Origin of the sequence: Chromobacterium alticapitis (assembly GCF_002924365.1) — a bacterium.
Classification (GTDB): Bacteria; Pseudomonadota; Gammaproteobacteria; order Burkholderiales; family Chromobacteriaceae; genus Chromobacterium; species Chromobacterium alticapitis.
In genome coordinates this window covers 1-18221 of the sequence record NZ_PQWB01000015.1, presented here as the reverse complement: position 1 = coordinate 18221, position 18221 = coordinate 1, and the positions used below count along the sequence as shown (strand labels likewise).

Here is an 18221-nt window from a genome sequence, read left to right as displayed (position 1 = left end):
TATTCCCGTTCTACCCGCTACGCGCGCCACCTTCCAGGCCTGGAAATCGCAAGACCAGGAGGCGCCGGAGTTCTCGCCCAAAAAAATCGCCGAATTCGTCCATAACGACCCCTATCTCGCGCTCAAGCTGCTGATTGAGGCGGAACGACACCGCTCCAAGCGACTGGGCAAGGAAACCACAACCCAACTGGCCACCATACTCCAGCTCGGCAGCGATGAGCTATATGCCCTTATCGCGGGCAGCCCTGTGGTAGAAGTGGACCATCCAGGCTGGAAGGCTGCGGTGGCGACGGCCGTGATGGCGGCCGGCATCGCCCGGGCATGGTCCAACTTCCGCTCGGATTCTTCTCCAGAGGAAATTTCCCTGGCCACCCTCCTTTCCGAAACGGGCGAATTGCTGCTCTGGCATTTCGCGCCGGAGCTGCCCAGCCAGGCTATCGCGGAATTCGAAGCTGGGCGCGCCAACCGCACCAGTCTCGCCCAATTGAATACCGCCGGATTCACTTTCCGGCAATTGACGCTGCTGCTGGCCGACGCCTGGAAATTGCCGCATATGATCAGCCTGCTGATTCGGGGCGTGGACCAGCCGCGCACCCATATCGCGCAGATCGCCATCGATTGCGCCCGCCACCTGATGCAAAACCCGGACAATCCAGCCCTCCCCTCCGACATCGGCCACATCGCCCAATACCTTCCCGGCATCGCGCAGGAGAAATTGATCTCGGTCCTGCCGATTGCTGACGAACACAAGACCCATCTCCAGGCGGGCATGCAAGGAGAGTAAGCCCCGCATCGCCGCAAAATGCCGCGCTGACGCATACCGGACTCCAGCGCCAGCAGGCCAGCCAACAACGCGGAGCCTTGCGCCCGCATATAGCCATATGATTATCCGCGCGCGCCTCCCGGCAGGCAGCCCAAGCCGCGCAGCGTCTGCGCCACCGCCTCCTCCAGAGGCGTCACCGTTTCCCTTCCCAAGACACCCAGCAACTTGCCATTGTCCATCCGCACCGGCCTGCGCCACAGGTAGCGCATTTCCATCATTTCCTTCAACGTAACGTTAAACGGCGCGATCAAGCGAATCAGCCACCAAGGAAAGGCGCTCACTTTGACGTCCACGCCATGCCCTTGCAGCACGCGGCGGATAGCCTGCGCCATCTGTTCGCCGTCCGCATCCCAATGGCCGCCCAAGTGGAAGACGGCGAACGGCTCCAGTGATTCGCGCCGCGCCAGCAGCGCGACGATATTTCCCGCCACATCGGGCAGATAAGCCCATTGATGCCCCACCCCGGGCGCTGCCGGGTTCTGAATGCGGCGGATAGCTTTGCCGGGCTGGATCAGCCCCTGGGAGAACCAGTTGTTGCCTGCGTTGGGGCCGAAGAAATCTCCGGCACGCACAATCAGCGCTCTGCCGCCGTCGGCCGCATAGGCGCGTAAACGAGTTTCCATCTCCACCCGGATCGCGCCCTTGCGCGTCAGCGGGCGCTGCGGCGCATCTTCCCGGATGAGGGGAAAAACGTCCGGTCCATAGTTATACACCGTGCCCGGCAACACGATGACGGCCCCCTCCCGCTTTGCCGCGGCTATCGTGCTGTCCAGCATAGGCAGCACCAGCTCGGCCCAGCGCCGGTAACCCGGCGGATTCACCGCATGAACGATCACCGCGCAGCCTTCCGCCGCCCTCTCCACATCATCCGGCCGCATCGCGTCGCCCCGCATCCAGACAATGCCGTCGCGCGCCAGCATAGGCCGTTCCAAGCTGCGCACCAGGCCGCTCACCTCCCAACCCGCGTCGCGCAACTGGCGCGCCACCTCCCCGCCTATGCCGCCTGCCGCTCCTAGCACCAATGCCGTTTGTCGAGTCGCCATGGTCTTGCTCCTTTCTTGATAGCTGTGAGCCCATCTTATGGCGGCGCAGATCAATACGGAATTGACTAAAACAGCATACTATCCATACATTTATGCATGAATACCTCGATAGACTGGCAGCTGTACCGTTCTTTTCTCGCGGTCATGCAGGAGGGATCACTCTCCGGGGCGGCGCGCGCATTGGGTCTGGCCCAGCCCACGCTAGGCCGCCATATCGACGCACTGGAAGCCGCATTGGGCATCTCGCTGTTCACCCGCTCGCAGGGCGGCTTGTTGCCAACCGACGCTGCGCAGGCTCTACGCCCTCACGCGGACGCCATGGCCAGCCACGCGGCGGCGCTGGAGCGCATGGCCTCCAAGCAAGGAGATGCGCCGCGCGGCGTGGTGCGGGTCACCGCCAGCGAGATAGTCGGCGTAGAGGTACTGCCGACCATGCTGGCGGCGCTGCGCCGCAACCATCCCGCCATCACGATAGAGCTGGTTTTGAGCAACCGCACGCAGGATTTGCTGCAGCGCGAGGCGGACATCGCCGTACGCATGACGCGTCCGCTGCAGGCGCAGCTGATCGCCCGCGCGATCGGCGCCATCGAGGTCGGTTTATTCGCGGCGCCGGAATATCTTGCCGCGCAGGGCGAGCCCATCGTCGCGGAAGATCTGGACCGGCACAGCCTGATCGGCTTCGACCAAGCCAGCGCCTTCCAACGCGAAGCGGCCAAATCCATGCCAGGCCTGGCGCGCGAAAAATTCAGCCTGCGCAGCGACAACGATCTGGCCCAGCTCGCGCTGCTGCGGGCCGGCGCCGGCATAGGTTTTTGCCAGCTGCCGCTGGCGCGGCGCGACGGACTGCAGCGCCTCATGCCCGAGCGCTACGCCTTGCGGATGGAAACCTGGATCACCATGCATGAGGATTTGCGCCACAACCCCGCCTGCAAAACCGTGTTCGACACTCTGGTGGAAGGAATGCGGCAGTATGCGGAAAGCGCCAAACCCGGCTGAAGCCTTGCCCGTCCTCCCCGCGCGATGGAAAAAGCCGTTTCGGCAACGAAACGGCTTGGCTTCCCAACGAGCTTATTCGGACGGACTGGCCAATGGCAGCCGCTGCAGCAGCGCGAAAGTCATATTGTCCTCGCGCGGCCTATGGCCGATCCACAGCACCTGCCAGCCCGGCACGGCCACGCCCTCGCTTTTATCGCGCACCAGCAGCCAGTATTCGCAGGGCGGCGTTTCGCCGGCCGGGAACGGCAACAAATCCATGCCCGCGTAGTAGCTCCAGCTGATCTGCGCCAGCCGGTTGTAACGCTCGGTCGCGACGCAGGACACGCCGCCCGCGGGCAGCTTGCGCAGCATGCTCTGCACCACCGGTCGATAGCTCTTGGCCGCATCGAACCAGGGCAGCCACAGCGTCATGCCCAGCCCCCACAGCAGCGTCAGGCCTGCCGCCCAGTTGGTGATGGCCTGGCGGCCGCGTAGATGCGGCCTGCTCAGCGCCCACAGCCAAACCAGCGTAGCCAGCAGCGCCCCCGCGGCCTGCCACCAAGACACATGCGGCTGGTAGAACGGACTGAAATAGCGGGCGCGGCCGGCCAGGCCCTCGGGCCAGCCATAGTTCATCGCCGCCCAGCCCAGCCACACCAGAAGGCCGAACAAACCGAAGGTCATCAGCGCGAACCAGTTCAGGAAAGCGGCCGCGCCGCGCCGCAAGCTATCCAGCTCCACCGCCGCCACAATGGACAGCGTCAACAACAAGGGCATGGCGTCGGTAATGCTGGCGCGATCCGACAGCGTCAGGAACAAGGCGATCATCACGCTGAACAGCAAGGGCAACTGCAAACGCGGCGACTGCAGCTGGCGGTTGCGGTACAGCGTCCACGCCGCCAGCGGCCAGGCCGGGAACGCGAACCACAGCACATTCAGGCTGTAATAACCGAAATCATGAAACAGGCGGACATGGTGGAAGCCGCTGGTCTGGCCCAGCGCGTAATTGGCCCACCAGTCGGCGAATTCCGCCGGGTAATCGCGCAATAGCAACATGGGCCACACCAGAATGGCGGGCAGCGCCACCAGCAGCGCCAATAGCAGGGTCAGCGCATAGCTCCGGCTGCGCCAGGCGCTGAAAGCCGGCAACATCAGCGCGGTGAGCCAAATCAGCATCAAATCCGCCAGGCTGCCGCCGAGGAAAGTTACCGCGCAAGCCGCGCCCAGCAGCGCCCCGGCCAAACCTGGCGAACGCAAAGACAGCGACAGCGCGTAGAAGGCGCCGGCGAAGCCGGTGAAACCGGCAATGACCGGGGTGAGCTGGTGGCCGGATTCCACCAGGCCCAGGCAGCCTATCAAGATCATCACCACGCTGCGGCCATGGCGGCGGCCTATCAGGTCGCGCCCCGCCATGCCTGTCAACAGCAAGGAGAGGGACATCAACAGTGGCGTCGCCAGCCGGGCCGCATCGTGCGCAGCCAGCAACCAGGGCGAAAACACCTTGATGCACAGGGCCGCCAGCCAGTAATACAACGGCGGATTATCCAGATAAGGCGCGCCGTTCAGCGTGGGCAGCAACCAGTCGCCACTGCGCAGCATGGCCTGCGCCACCGCCAGCACATAGGGCTCGTCCGGCTTCCACGGGTCATGGCCCAAAATGCCGGGCCACAGCCAGATGAAGCACAGCAGCAGCAGCACCCAGGGCTTTTCAGTAGGCTTGGCCAATGGATTGGCCTGAGCGGAATAAGTCAGCATGGTCTTGGATCAGCTTGTCGCCCGCCAGGCTTGCGGGCGGACTGGACGAGTCGGTTTCCGGTAAAGGAAAAGGGGACCGGGCCATCACGGCCGGCACAGGCGATCATTATATCCCGACAAGGCGCCGCCTGAGGACTGGGCAGCGCTCCGCCCGGGAAAGCGGCGCCGCGCGCGAAAACAAAAAAGGCAGCCGCAGCTGCCTCTTCTTGGATAGTTCGTCTACGACAAACGCGATTAGCGCTTGAAGAAGCCGCCGAACTTCTGGTTGAACTTGTCCACGCGACCAGCGGTGTCAACGATCTTCTGCTTGCCGGTGTAGAACGGGTGGCAGCTGGAGCACACTTCGATGGAGAAGGCGTCCTTGGACATGGTGGACTTGGTCACGAACTGGCTGCCGCAGGAGCAGGTAACGGACAGTTCTTTGTAATTCGGGTGGATATCGGTCTTCATCTCTCTACCTTTCAAATCGGGTACAGGGGTTTTGCCTGTACTGCTTGCGAAATGCGGAATTATCCGCCGTTTGCCCGCCATTGACAAGCGGAACCGGCGCAATATCGATCAAGCGCGCCGCCAGATGGTGCCGCCGGCGCCATCTTCCAGCACGATGCCCTTGGCGGTCAACTCGTCGCGAATGCGGTCGGACTCGGCCCAATTCTTGGCGGCGCGCGCATCCTTGCGCGCCTGGATCAGCGCTTCCACCTGCTCGGCCGACAGCTCGCCCTCGCCCGCGCCGCCCTGCAGGAAGGCTTCCGGATCGCGCGACAGCAGGCCCAGCACGCCAGCCAGGTCCTTCAGCAAACGCGCCTGTTGCGGATCACGGCTCTTGTTGACTTCGCCAGCCAACTCGAACAGCACGGCCACCGCCTCGGACGAGTTGAAATCGTCGTCCATCGCCGCCTTGAAGCGCGCGGCGTAAGCATTGTTCCAGTCTATGCCTGCGGATACCGGCAGCGCGATGCCGCGCAGCGCGGTGTACAAGCGGGTCAGACCATGCTTGGCGTCGTTGAGGATGCTGTCGGTGTAGTTGACCGGGCTGCGGTAGTGGCTGCGCACGATGAAGAAGCGGATCACCTCGCCATCGAAGTGCTGCAGCACGTCGCGGATGGTGAAGAAATTGCCCAAACTCTTGGACATTTTCTCGCCATCGACATTGATGAAGCCGTTATGCAGCCAGTAATTGACGTACTGATGGCCGTGCGCGCCCTCGGACTGGGCGATCTCGTTCTCATGGTGCGGGAACTGCAGGTCCTCGCCGCCGCCGTGGATGTCGAAGTGTTCGCCCAAATGGTGGCAGCTCATCACCGAGCACTCAATGTGCCAGCCCGGACGGCCTGCGCCCCACGGGCTGTCCCAGGACGGCTCGCCCGGCTTGGCGGCCTTCCACAGCACGAAGTCCAGCGGATCGCGCTTGTTCGGGTCCACTTCCACGCGCTCGCCGGCTCGCAGCTTGTCCAAGGTGCGGCCGGACAGCTTGCCGTAGCCTTCGAACTCGCGCACCGCGTAGTAAACGTCGCCGTTGGCGGCCGCATAGGCCTTGCCGTTGGCGATCAGCTTTTCAATCAGCGCTATCATGCCGCCCACGTGATGGGTGGCGCGCGGCTCGTGCGTAGGCGGCAGCAAGCCCAGCGCGGCGGCGTCCTGGTGCATGTCGGCGATGGTTTCCGCCACCAATTGGTCCGGCGTGATGCCGCGCTCCAGCGCGCGCTTGATGATCTTGTCTTCGATATCGGTGATATTGCGGACATAGGTGACATCGTAACCGGAGGTTTTCAGCCAGCGGTAGATCACATCGAAGGCGGCCAGCATGCGGGCGTGGCCGATGTGACAGAGGTCGTAAACGGTCATGCCGCAAACGTACATGCGCACTTTGCCGGGTTCGATGGGGTTGAACGCTTCCTTCTGGCGGGTCAGTGTGTTGTACAGGCTCAGCATGATCAAAAAAACCTATGAGTGGAAATTCGAAGGGATGTGATTGTAGCAGAGCGGCGACGGCTTCTGTCATTCAAGCCGCGACATTCATAGGGAAAAATGAAAACAGCCGCCGCGCTTGCCAGCGCGACGGCCATCCTTGCCTCAAGACGCGTCTATCAAACGCGCGGCCAGGCGATGGGGCGGTAGTCCGGCAGGCCGTCCTTGAATGGCGGAATGCGCTCGCCCTCCATCAAGGGCTTCACATAGTCAAGGAAGGCCTGGGTGACGCTGAAGCCGTCTGCGCCGATGTATTCAGGCGGCAGGCGCTTTTCCTTGTCGCCCACCGCGGATAGCGGCACTTCATCCACATCCCAGCAGTAGGGATGGTCGTTCAGCCGCCGGATGCCTGCCATCAGGCCGGTTTTGCCGGCCAGCAGCCACTCCACCGCCTTCTCGCCCATCACATAGGCCTGGCGGACGTCGGTGGCGGAGGCCAGGTGGCCGCCGGCGCGCTGCAGGTAATCCACCTGGGCGACGTGGGCGGAAATGCCGCGCTCGCGCAGAATCAGCTGAGCCAGCCAGTGGCCGGCGCCGCCCAGTTGCTCGTGACCGTAAGTTTCTGACTTCTTGGCCTCGGCGACGAAACGGCCATCCGCGCCGGTGATGCCCTCGGCCACCGCGATCGCGCATTGGCCGTATTTGGCCAGACAGCCGTCCAGCGCGGCCAGGAAACGCTCCTGATCGAACGGCACTTCCGGCAACAGCAGCAGGTGCGGCGCTTCCTGCGGGCTGCGCGAGGATGCGGCGCAGGCAGCTGCCAACCAGCCGGTGTGGCGACCCATGGTCTCCATGATGAAGACGCGGCCCCAGCCCATGCTGGTCATGTCCAGGCCTACCTCGCGCATGGCGCTGGCCAGGAATTTGGCGGAGGAACCGTAGCCCGGACTGTTATCGGTGCCGACCAAGTCGTTGTCTATGGTCTTGGGGATGCCGATCACGCCCAGCTTGTAACCGGTGTGCTTTTCGAAGTCCACCAGCCGCTCGGCGCAGCCAAGCGAGCCATTGCCGCCGTTGATCAGCAGATAACGGATGTCGTGTTTGGCCAGCACGTCGCGCAGGCGCAGCCAGTCTTCCGGCGCCTCCTCGTAAGTGCCTATCATGCGGCGGCTAACGCCGAAACTGCCGCCCGGCATGAAGGCGAGCTGAGCGATGGCGGTGTCGGACACCGCGTCGGTATCGCACAGACGACCGTCCAGCAAGCCGGCCAGCCCGTCATAGGCGGCATACAGGGAGAGTCCCAGGCGACGCGCGGTTTCAATCGCGCCCTGGGCGGAAGCATTCAGAACGGCGGTGGGACCGCCGGATTGCAGATATACGGCTCTTGGCTTGGTCATGATCGCAACCTGAGAGTGTGGACTGTCTGTGCGGCGCCAGGCTGAACAACCGGCCCGCACCGCTAACGCCACCACCATACCACCCGCGCGCGAAGGCGCTCAAGCCGTAGCCACCCGACATGAAACGCTTCCTTGACCGGCGGCAAGCCGCCGCGAAAGTAGCGCTAGCGCTACATGCGAAACACCCAGGCCTTGCGATGTAAAAATGGCGAAGAAAAGCCCCGCTCAAGGCGGGGCCGGATCCGCTCAAGCGGGAATTAGCCCAAGGGCCAGTTCAGGATGGCGATGGCGTCGTTGTAGTCCATGTCGGTGCCGTCCTCGGAACCCACGATCGCCATGTTCAGCTTGTTGGCCAGAACGAGTTGGCTGGAAACCATGTCGGACTGCTTGCCATTGGCCGTGATTTGCACGCGCACGCTGCCGTTGCCGGAATTGATGACCTTGGTGCCCAGGTTGTTGTTGTTGGTGCCGCTGCCGCTGAAAGACGCGCGCAGCTCGTTGTTGACGAAAATCTCGACATTTTGCACGTAGGCGGCATTGGTCAGAACCGTCACGCCAAAGTTGATGTTCGCGGGCAGAGTGAATACGCCTTGCTGAGCCATGGTGATTCCTCGATAAAATCAGATGAGCCCCTTATGCCAGCCGGCCGCAAGCAAGAGCGACCCGGGCGGCGCCAGGGGAAAGCGGCGCCGCAAGCCCGAATAAGCATCCGGCCCCATCAAATTAGACAATGAATCCCGCGGCGGCACCGGTACCAAGGGCGGGTTTCCACCTTCCTTCCGCCCTGGCATCATTGCTCCCCCGCCCTACTTCCGCCGTACCGCGTCGCCTGGCGCATAGAATTCCACGTGGACAGGCGAATGCGCGGCCACGTAGTCCTGCAGCGCCTCGGCATCGGTGAAGCCTGTGTCTACATAGCCTGGATGCTTATCCAGTCTGGGGTAGCCGTCGCCGCCGGCCGCCATGAAGCCATTGATCGCCATGCGGTAGGTCTGACCTGGGTCGATGGGCTTGCCGCCTATCCAGGCCTCTTTCAGCTCACCCTTCTCGATGCGCAGCTTTACCCCGGCAAACTGCGCAAACGCGCCGGCACCCTGCGTCATGGCCGCGGCGGCCTTCAGGTAGTCCAGCGCCTCGCCGCCCTTCAGCTCCACGCGCACCACGGCGCTGCCGAACGGAAACACCTTGAGCACATCGCGATAGCTGACCGGGCCGGCCAACAGCGAATCTCGGATGCCGCCGGCGTTGATGACCGCGAAATCGGCCTGGGTTTTGGCCATCATCGCTTCGCCGACGAATACGCCCAAATTGGTGGGCCGGCTGCGCACCGCGCTCCGCTCGCCATCCAGCTTACCGGACAGCTCGCCCACTTTGGCGCCCAGCCCCGCCTCGCCCTTGTCCTGATAAGCCTTGAGGAAGGTTCTGAGCTTGCCATCCTCAGGAATCTGCTCGGCGTACGGCATCTTTGCCGTTTTGCCATCGGCCGTTTGCACGGTCTTTTTCAAATTGACCGGAATCAGCTGATACTTCACCAGCCGGAACTTGCCGTTATTGAATTCGAAATCGGCGCGGCCGACATATTTGCCCCATTCATGCGCCTGCACGATCCAGGCGCCGTTCTGACGGTCCGGCGCGCAAGGCTGGCCCGGCGCATAGGCATCGTCGCGCACGTTTTCCGCCTTCATGCATACCGGGTTCTGGCTATGGCCGCCGACGATCAGATCCAGCCCCTTCACCGCGCGCGCCATTTCCACATCGCCCGGCGCGTTGACGCCATGATCGCCGTCGGCGTAATGGCCCATATGGGTAGCGGCGATGACGATGTCGGCCTGCTGGCGCAGCTCCGGCACCAGTTGGGCCGCCTCGGCGATCGGACTCTTGAACTCCAGGCCCCTCACTCGCGCCGGATTGACCAGCTTGGGCGTGTCATCCGTGGTCAAACCCAGCACCGCCACCTTGACCCCGCCCAGATTGAACATGGCATAGGGATCGAACATGCGATGGCCATCTTGGTAGATATTGGCGGACAGCATGGGGAAATGTATCCACTGGCGCTGCTGCGCCAGCACTGGCAGCGGTTTGTCGAACTCGTGGTTGCCCACCGCCATCGCGTCATAGCCTATGCGGTCCATGGCGCGAAAGTCGGGCTCGGCGTTCTGCAGATCCGACTCCGGCACCCCGGTATTGATGTCGCCGCCGGACAACAGCAGCATATAGCCGCCCTCGGCCTTCACCTCGGCCCTCACGCGGTCCACCACGGTCTTCTGCGCAGCCAGGCCGTACTCGCCATCGGCATTGGGCCAGAAATGGCCGTGATGGTCATTGGTGTGCAGAACGGTGATTCGGTAGGTTTTGCCCCGGACGTAATTGCTTTTGCCCGGCGGCGTGGCGCAGGCCGTCAACAGGCCAGCGGCCAGCAGGGCAAACGAAACGGATTTGAGCGATGCGCGCATTGGTTCTCCTTGTTTTCATCGGCAACTCGCGCAAGCGTCGCCGCACGTAAAAATGGCGAACCCTAAGGTTCGCCATTGCGCGATAGCGGGACGGCTTACTTCCAGCTGTCCTTCAAGCCGACCGTGCGGTTGAACACGGCCTTGACGCCAGGCTGGTGCTCGTAGCGGTCGGTGACGAAGTAACCCAGGCGCTCGAACTGGAAGCGCGACTCCGGCGCCGCTTGCAGCACGGATGCCTCCACATAGGCCGGCACCAGCTTCAGCGAGTCCTGGCTCAGGAATTGGCGGAAGTCCACATATTCGCCATCCTCGCCGCGCACCGCATCCGGGCGCTGCTCGGTGAACAGGCGCTCATACCAGCGCACATCCACCGGAATGGCGTGTTCGGCCGACACCCAGTGGATCACGCCCTTGACCTTGCGGCCTTCCGGGTTCTTGCCCAGCGTGTCGTGGTCGATGGAGCACTTCAGCTCCACGATCTCGCCATTGGCGTCCTTCACCACTTCCTCGCACTTGATCACGTAGGAGTAGCGCAGCCGCACTTCGCCGCCGGCGGTCAGGCGCTGCCACTTCGGCGGCGGCACTTCGGCGAAGTCGTCGCGCTCGATCCAGATCTCGCGAGCGATGGGCACATCGCGCTCGCCGAATTCAGGATGATGCGGGTGGAACGGCGCGCTGCGGCTGGCGGTGACGGCGGCGTCGTAGTTGCTCAGCGTCACTTTCAGCGGATTGACCACGGCCATCACGCGCGGCGAGTCGTTTTCCAGGGTCTCGCGCACCGCGCCTTCCAGGATGGCCATGTCGATGATGTTTTCGCTCTTCGACACGCCGATGCGCTGGGCGAACAGCTTGATGCCGGCCGGACTGTAGCCGCGGCGGCGCATGCCGGCGATGGTGGGCATGCGCGGGTCATCCCAACCGGTGACGGCGCCGTCGTTGACCAGGGCCTGCAGCTTGCGCTTGGAGGTCAGCGCGTACAGCAGCTCCAGGCGCGAGAATTCGATCTGCTGCGGATGGTGGCCGATGCTGATGTTGTCCAGCACCCAGTCGTACAACGGGCGGTGGTCTTCAAACTCCAGCGAGCACAGCGAGTGCGTGATGCCCTCGATGGCGTCGGAAATGCAATGGGTGTAGTCGTACATCGGGTAGATGCACCACTTGTCGCCGGTGCGGTGGTGATGCACGCGGCGGATGCGGTAGATGGCCGGGTCGCGCAGATTGATGTTGGGCGAGGCCATGTCTATCTTCAGGCGCAGCGTCTTGCTGCCGTCGGCGAATTCGCCGGCGCGCATGCGGCTGAACAGGTCCAGGTTTTCTTCCGGGCTGCGTTCGCGGTAGGGGCTGTTCTTGCCCGGCTCGGTCAGATTGCCGCGATACTGGCGCATTTCCTCCGCGCTCAGATCATCGACATAGGCCTTGCCGGCCAGGATCAGCTCGACGGCGTAATCGTACAGGCGGTCGAAGTAATCCGAAGCGAAACGGACTTCGCCGTTCCACTTGAAGCCCAGCCAGGCGATGTCCTGCTTGAACGCCTCGACGAACTCGTCCGATTCTTTTTCCGGATTGGTGTCGTCCATGCGCAGATTGCACAGGCCCTGGTAGTCTTCGGCCAAGCCGAAGTTGATGCAAATGGCCTTGGCGTGGCCGATGTGGGCGAAGCCGTTCGGCTCCGGCGGAAAGCGCGTCACCACCGAGCTGCGGCGGCCCGTGGCCAGGTCCTCGTCGATGATGCTGCGAATGAAGTTGTTGACAACCGGCGCGTGGTTTTCCGTGCTCATGTTCTGGCTGTGGGTAAGAATAGCGAATCGGCCATTGTACCCGATTTTGGCGCCGGATCGGTCACGGCCGAAACACACTCGCCACCCCACCCGCCCGAATCTAGGCCAGCGTCCGCCCGGTTAAGCGCTCCAGCTGCCGCAGAGGAGACTTGCCTGGGTCGTCCATCTTGTCCAGCGGCAGCCACAAGGTCTGCTCCAGCATGAACTGGCCGGACATCACCGCGTGCGAGGCGTGGTCGGAGAAGCAGATCCAGGCGCCGCCCGGCGCGAACGGCACGGTCTGCTGCGGGCAATCCCGCTGGTAAGCCAGATCGGCCTTCATCGCGTCGTGCAGATGCAGCATGATGTGATCGTAGCCGCTGCGCTTGCGCTTGGTGATTTTCAGCGCCGCCAGCAGCGCGGCCGATCCCGGCCACTGAGCGGGCACGCGCGGCAGCATCTTCTTGGCCATGTCCTCGAACGGCTCGCCCACCCGCCACACTCGCGGCTCGCCCGCCGGATTGACGTTGCAGAACACGCGCAGGATGCGTTCGCCATAGGTGGGCCGGGACGGGAAAGCGTCCACATGCAGCCGGCTGTCGTCCTTGCGCCAGGAAGTCTTGCGATCTTCCACCCTCACCAGGCGCAGGCTGGTGGGCGCGGCGCGAGTCTTGCCCTGATACTCCGGCAGCACCTGAGCCAGCAGCCCCGCCGCAGCCTGCTGATAACGCGAGATCAGCGCGCGCACCGCTCGCTGGGCCTCATCGCCACCCAGCACGCCGTGCAGCGCGCCGTTGTTCGGCTCCAGGCTGATGTTCTTGCGCTTGGGATCAGCGATGGCCGGATTGAGCAGCGCCTGCTCCGTCGCGCTGAGCGCAAAACCGAAGTCCGGCACATGCAGCACCGCGCCCGCCTCCAGTTTCTTCACCAGGCCAGTCTCCCCACCCCGCACGCTGACGATGCGCTCCGTCATGATTCTGTATCCTTATCCATTGCGACAGGCGGCGCCGCGATGATCCATCGCTGCTGCGCCGCATAAAGCGATAGGGTACACCCAAACGCGGGACCAAGGCAGCCCGCCGCCGGGCCAGGCCGGCCAGCGCCTTGATTTGGCTGGAAAAACCCGCGAGAGAAAAGCCCTACGCCCAGCCTGGCGATTCAGGACAATAAACAGTTGTTTATGCTGATTTTTTTGCCAAAATGCGGCATAATGCGCGGCTGCCTGAATTCGACGTGACCGCATGACTACTCCGCAAGCCGCCAAATCTATCGATTCCTACCGCAAGTACTGGGCCAGCCGTTTCGGCACCGCCCCGTTCCTGCCGATGACCCGCGCCGAAATGGACGAGCTGGGCTGGGATTCCTGCGACATCATCCTGATCACCGGTGACTGTTACATAGACCACCCAAGCTTCGGCATGGCGCTGGTGGGCCGCTTGCTGGAGGCCCAGGGCTTCCGCGTGGGCATCATCGCCCAGCCCGACTGGCACAGCGCCGACGCGTTCCGCGAATTGGGCAAACCGAACCTGTTCTTCGGCGTCACCGCCGGCAATATGGATTCGATGATCAACCGCTACACCGCCGACCGCCGCGCGCGCTCCGACGACGCCTACACGCCGAACGCCGAGCCCAACAAGCGTCCGGACCGCGCCGTCACCGTCTATGCCCAGCGCTGCCGCGAAGCCTACCCCGGCGTCGGCGTGATGATAGGCTCCATCGAAGCCAGCTTGCGCCGCATCGCCCACTTCGATTACTGGAGCGACAAGGTGCGCCCGTCTGTGCTGGTCAACTCCAAGGCCGACATCCTGCTGTACGGCAACGCCGAGCGCGCGCTGGTGGAAATCGCGCACCGCGCGGCCAAGGGCGAGAAGCTGTCCGAGATGCGCGACATCCGCGGCACCGCCTTCATCGTGCCGCACGGCTGGCGTCCGGACGACGAGTGGCAGGAAATGGATTCCAGCGTGGTGGACATCCCGGGCCGCATCGATCCGCACCTCAATCCATACCAGGAAATCCCGGAGCAGGCGGCGGAAGCGACCAAGGACATCGACCCGTCCAAGCCGCAGGTGATCCGCATCGAATCGCGCGAGGAGCGCCTGGCCAAGCGCCGCGCCGAGCGCGCCAAGACCGTGATCCGCATCCCGGCCTACGAAGCCGTCGCCCACGACCCGGTGCTGTACGCCCACGCCAGCCGCACGCTGCACCTGGAGTCCAACCCCGGCAACGCCCGCGCGCTGGTGCAGATGCACGGCGAGCGCGACGTGTGGCTGACGCCGCCGCCCATCCCGCTGGTCACCGAGGAAATGGATTTCGTCTACGGCCTGCCCTACGCCCGCAATCCGCATCCGGCCTACGGCAACGCCCATATCCCGGCTTGGGAGATGATCAAGTACTCGGTCAACATCATGCGCGGCTGCTTCGGCGGCTGCACCTTCTGCTCGATCACCGAGCACGAAGGCCGCATCATCCAGAGTCGCTCGGAAGAATCCATCCTGCACGAGATCGAGGAGATCCGCGACAAAACGCCGGGCTTCACCGGCCACATCTCCGACCTGGGCGGTCCGACCGCGAACATGTACCGGCTCAGCTGCAAGGACCCGAAGATCGAATCGTCCTGTAGAAAGCTGTCCTGCGTGTTCCCGGACATCTGCGAAAACCTGAACACCGACCACAGCCACCTGATCCAGCTGTACCGCAAGGCGCGCGCGCTGCCGGGCGTGAAGAAGATCAACATCCAGTCCGGCCTGCGCTACGACCTGGCCGTGCGCTCGCCCGAGTACATCAAGGAGCTGGTGCAGCACCACGTGGGCGGCTATCTGAAGATCGCCCCGGAACACACCGAGGACGGCCCGCTGTCCAAGATGATGAAGCCGGGCATGGGCGCTTACGACAAGTTCAAGGAACTGTTCGAGCGCTTCAGCCGCCAGGCCGGCAAGGAACAGTACCTGATCCCCTACTTCATCGCCGCCCACCCAGGCACCAGCGACGAGGACATGATGAATCTGGCGCTATGGCTGAAAAAGAACAACTTCCGCCTGGACCAGGTGCAGACCTTCACGCCGACGCCGATGGCGATGGCCACCACCATGTGGCACACCCGCCGCAATCCGCTGAAGCGCTTGAGCCGCAGCTCGGAAAAAGTGGACGTGGTGCGCGACGGCTACCGCCGCAAGCTGCACAAGGCTTTCCTGCGCTACCACCATCCGGACAACTGGCAGATCATCCACGACGCGCTTCTCAATATGGGCCGCGCCGACCTGATCGGCCACAGCAAGCACTGCCTGATCCCGCCGACGCCGCCGGGCGACAAGGCCGCCGCCGTGCGCCACAAGATGGGCGCGACTATGAACCGCGGCAAGAACACCGGCGCGCGGCAGCCGCAACAGGGACAGCGCGCCAAGCCGGCCGCAGCCGCCAGCGCGCGCAGCCAGGCTGGCAAACCGGCATCTGGCAAGCCGCCAGCCAGCCGCGCGCCAGGCAGCGGCAAGAAGTCAGGCCGCTAAAGCCAGGAAAACGCCACGCGCCAGAAATGGACGTGGCGTTTTTCCTTTGCGGGCATTCCCGCAATCAGCGGCAAAATGCCAATAGACTAGCCGTGACTGACGCCAGAGCGCAAAATGGCCAGGCCGGCCGCCTGCACAAGACCGCAACACGCGGCAGCTAAGCTGGCAGACAGGCGATGGCGCGGCTACAGGCGCGCCAAGAATCAAGCGCATGAGCAACAAGCCAGCGCCTTGGCAGCCCAGCCCTCGCACTGCCGGGTCGGAATTGGCTGCCAAGGGTAATAAGCAAAGCTACGCGAAACAAGCAGCTCACGCCGCAAAGCCCCTCTCCCCTCGCGGGAGAGGGGTTGGGGAGAGGGGGCTGCGCCAGGGACCAACCCACGAGGCCAAACATGATCCACTTCGACTTCGACCACAGCTACGCCCGCGAGCTGCCCGGCGCCTGGCAAGCTGCGCAGCCGGAAACGCCATCCGCACCTGCGCTGCTGTATTGGAACGCCGCGCTGGCCGACGAGCTGGGCCTGGGCGTCAGCCAGGCCGGCGAAGCCGAATTGGCCAAGCTGTTCTCCGGCGCGGAATTGCCCGTAGGCTCCCAGCCCATCGCCCAGGCCTATGCCGGCCACCAGTTCGGCGGGCTGTCGCCGTCGCTGGGCGATGGCCGCGCGCTGCTCTTGGGCGAAGTGATCGATAAGAACGGCCTGCGTCGCGACATCGCCTTCAAGGGCAGCGGCCGCACCGCCTTCTCGCGCCGCGGCGACGGCAAGGCGGCAGTCGGTCCCATGCTGCGCGAACTGATACTGGGCGAGGCCATGCAGGCCCTGGACATCCCCGCCACCCGCGCGCTGGCGGTCGTGGCCACCGGCGAAGCGGTACAGCGCGAACGGCCGCTGCCCGGCGCGGTGCTGACCCGCGTCGCCGCCAGCCATCTGCGCGTCGGCACTTTCCAATACTTCGCCATCCACGGCGAAACCGGCATGCTGCGCAAGCTGGCCGACTACACCCTGGCCCGCCACTACCCGGAACTGGCGCGACAAGACGGCCGCTATCTGAAGCTGCTGCAAGCCGCGGCGGAACGGCAGGCGGCGCTGATCGCGCGCTGGATGCACGCCGGCTTCATCCACGGCGTGATGAACACCGACAATATGGCGCTGTCCGGCGAAACCATAGACTTCGGCCCCTGCGCCTTCATGGACGCCCACCACCCGGACACCGTGTTCAGCTCCATAGACCACAACGGCCGCTACGCCTACGGCAACCAGCCGGCCATCGCGCAATGGAACCTGGCCCGCTTCGCCGAAACCCTGCTGCCGCTGATCTCACCGGACGACCCGGCCGCCGCCGTGCCGGCCGCGACCGAAATCATCGAAGGCTTCGCCGAACGCTACCAGGCCCTCTGGCTGGCACAGGCGCGCCGCAAGCTGGGCCTGCTGGACGCCAAGCCGGCCGATCTGCAATTAACGGAGGACTGGCTGGCGCTGCTGGCGGCCTACGGCGTGGACCACACCCTGGCCTGGCGCTATCTAGCCGACGAGGCGGAGGGCAAGAGCGAACGCCTGGCTGCCCTGTTCCCGTCCCCGGACGTTCTGGAGCCGTGGCTCAAGCAATGGCACAACCGCCACCTGCCGCGCACCCGCCGCCCGCAAGACATCGCCGCCGCCATGCGCCGCGAAAACCCGCTCTACATCGCCCGCAACCACCTGGTGGAAGAAGCGCTGGACGCCGCCAGCGAGCATGGCGACATGGGGCCGACCTTGAAACTATTGGAAGTCTTGCGCGACCCGTTCAACGAACGCGAGGGACTGGCGCGCTACGCGCTGCCGGCCGCGCCGGAAGTGGCGGAGGGGTATAGGACGTTTTGTGGAACCTGATTGGAAACGTCAACACTGCTACATCAAAAAGAAACGGCGGCTCCTGGATCGGAGCCGCCGCTGTCTCATTTCCCTGACGTGTAGCCGCTCAAGGCTCCACGCAAGTCATTCTCGAATTGCGCGAACCGCATAAAGTTCCATCCCACTTCCACCCGACATTCGCCACTTCATTGACCTTGATGCTGAAGCTGGAAGCCGGAGAAGTCAACGTCAGACTCAGTACTTCACTGCTATAGTTTTGCGGAGCCGAGACATCCACTTTTCCATTGGTACTCGGATCAGATTGGAACGGCGGCAACCAGTCGCCCAGCCTCAAGGTTATCTGGCTATTGCCAATCAAGTATTGCGTATTATTTCGCACATACTGGCCGATGGGGAAATTGCCCCCGCCAGGCAGATTTACGATCTTGTCTACCGGAACCAATTGATTCAAACCCACCAGCCAGTTTTGATCCGGTTTGAACAACAACGCATCCTTGAAGTTTGCCAAGCTGTCAGCCACTTTCGACTTCAAGGTTGCATCAATCACGCCATCAACCTTGTGGATAAACATGTCTCCTACCACGGGCAAAATCCAACTTAAATTGGAATCGCAATCGGTAGACGAAGCGACATTGGCAGTTATGCCAACCTTATCCCGGTCCAATACCAGGGCCATTCAATGCTATCTCATGCCAGCTTGCATAGCGCCAGTAACTGGTCTGGCGACCAACCCAGTTGTTCGCGTGCCGCTTTGATA

At 63.5% G+C, this 18221-nt stretch carries 14 protein-coding genes; 4 read left to right on the top strand and 10 right to left on the bottom strand.

Translation table 11 applies throughout. The features are described 5' to 3' along the window. A partial coding sequence (locus C2I19_RS03830; RefSeq protein ID WP_158253631.1) for an HDOD domain-containing protein occupies positions 1 to 784 on the top strand: 784 nt, incomplete at its 5' end. 101 nt (positions 785 to 885) lie between these two features. On the opposite strand, the gene C2I19_RS03825 is transcribed toward C2I19_RS03830, so the two are convergent. Continuing rightward, positions 886 to 1866, bottom strand: a complete 981-nt coding sequence (locus C2I19_RS03825; protein ID WP_103901395.1) for an NAD-dependent epimerase/dehydratase family protein — start codon at positions 1864 to 1866, stop codon at positions 886 to 888. Positions 1867 to 1962: 96 nt separating this feature from the next. Between C2I19_RS03825 and C2I19_RS03820 the strand changes: the two genes are divergently transcribed. Beyond that, positions 1963 to 2862, top strand: a complete 900-nt coding sequence (locus C2I19_RS03820) for a LysR family transcriptional regulator (RefSeq protein WP_103901394.1) — start codon at positions 1963 to 1965, stop codon at positions 2860 to 2862. 72 nt (positions 2863 to 2934) lie between these two features. Here C2I19_RS03820 and C2I19_RS03815 read toward each other — a convergent pair whose 3' ends face one another. The 8 genes from C2I19_RS03815 to kdoO all read right to left on the bottom strand — a co-directional run bounded on the left by C2I19_RS03815 (position 2935) and on the right by kdoO (position 13084). Then, on the bottom strand, positions 2935 to 4596 hold the full coding sequence (locus tag C2I19_RS03815) for an ArnT family glycosyltransferase (RefSeq protein ID WP_103901393.1): 1662 nt from the start codon (positions 4594 to 4596) through the stop codon (positions 2935 to 2937). Between the two features lie 234 nt (positions 4597 to 4830). After that, complete coding sequence (rpmE, locus tag C2I19_RS03810; RefSeq protein WP_103901392.1) at positions 4831 to 5046, bottom strand: 50S ribosomal protein L31; 216 nt, start codon at positions 5044 to 5046, stop codon at positions 4831 to 4833. A gap of 108 nt (positions 5047 to 5154) precedes the next feature. Continuing rightward, entirely contained in the window at positions 5155 to 6528 is a 1374-nt protein-coding gene (gene cysS / locus C2I19_RS03805) for a cysteine--tRNA ligase (protein WP_103901397.1), read from the bottom strand. Positions 6529 to 6683: 155 nt separating this feature from the next. Then, the gene (locus C2I19_RS03800; protein ID WP_103901391.1) at positions 6684 to 7901 is read right to left on the bottom strand and encodes a 6-phosphofructokinase; all 1218 of its coding nucleotides are present in this window, start codon (positions 7899 to 7901) and stop codon (positions 6684 to 6686) included. A gap of 257 nt (positions 7902 to 8158) precedes the next feature. Further along, positions 8159 to 8503, bottom strand: coding sequence for a fucose-binding lectin II (locus C2I19_RS03795; RefSeq protein WP_103901390.1), 345 nt, complete (start codon positions 8501 to 8503; stop codon positions 8159 to 8161). Positions 8504 to 8707: 204 nt separating this feature from the next. Further along, positions 8708 to 10354, bottom strand: a complete 1647-nt coding sequence (gene ushA, locus C2I19_RS03790) for a bifunctional UDP-sugar hydrolase/5'-nucleotidase UshA (RefSeq protein ID WP_103901389.1) — start codon at positions 10352 to 10354, stop codon at positions 8708 to 8710. A 95-nt stretch (positions 10355 to 10449) separates the two neighbouring features. Beyond that, positions 10450 to 12132 (bottom strand): glutamine--tRNA ligase/YqeY domain fusion protein, encoded by a 1683-nt coding sequence (locus C2I19_RS03785; protein WP_103901388.1) that lies wholly within the window; start codon positions 12130 to 12132, stop codon positions 10450 to 10452. 100 nt (positions 12133 to 12232) lie between these two features. Further along, entirely contained in the window at positions 12233 to 13084 is an 852-nt protein-coding gene (kdoO, locus tag C2I19_RS03780; RefSeq protein ID WP_103901387.1) for a Kdo hydroxylase KdoO, read from the bottom strand. Positions 13085 to 13352: 268 nt separating this feature from the next. Here kdoO and C2I19_RS03775 point away from each other — a divergent pair, with 268 nt between their 5' ends. Both C2I19_RS03775 and C2I19_RS03770 read left to right on the top strand, forming a co-directional pair. Then, a complete protein-coding gene (locus C2I19_RS03775; RefSeq protein ID WP_103901386.1) occupies positions 13353 to 15614 on the top strand; it encodes a YgiQ family radical SAM protein in 2262 nt (753 codons plus the stop codon). A gap of 392 nt (positions 15615 to 16006) precedes the next feature. After that, positions 16007 to 17482: a protein adenylyltransferase SelO gene (locus C2I19_RS03770; RefSeq protein ID WP_103901385.1), complete on the top strand. Its 1476-nt coding sequence runs from the start codon at positions 16007 to 16009 to the stop codon at positions 17480 to 17482. Between the two features lie 88 nt (positions 17483 to 17570). Here the strand turns inward: C2I19_RS03770 and C2I19_RS03765 are convergent, their stop codons facing one another. Continuing rightward, complete coding sequence (locus C2I19_RS03765) at positions 17571 to 18140, bottom strand: hypothetical protein (RefSeq protein ID WP_103901384.1); 570 nt, start codon at positions 18138 to 18140, stop codon at positions 17571 to 17573. Between the last annotated feature and the right edge of the window lie 81 nt (positions 18141 to 18221).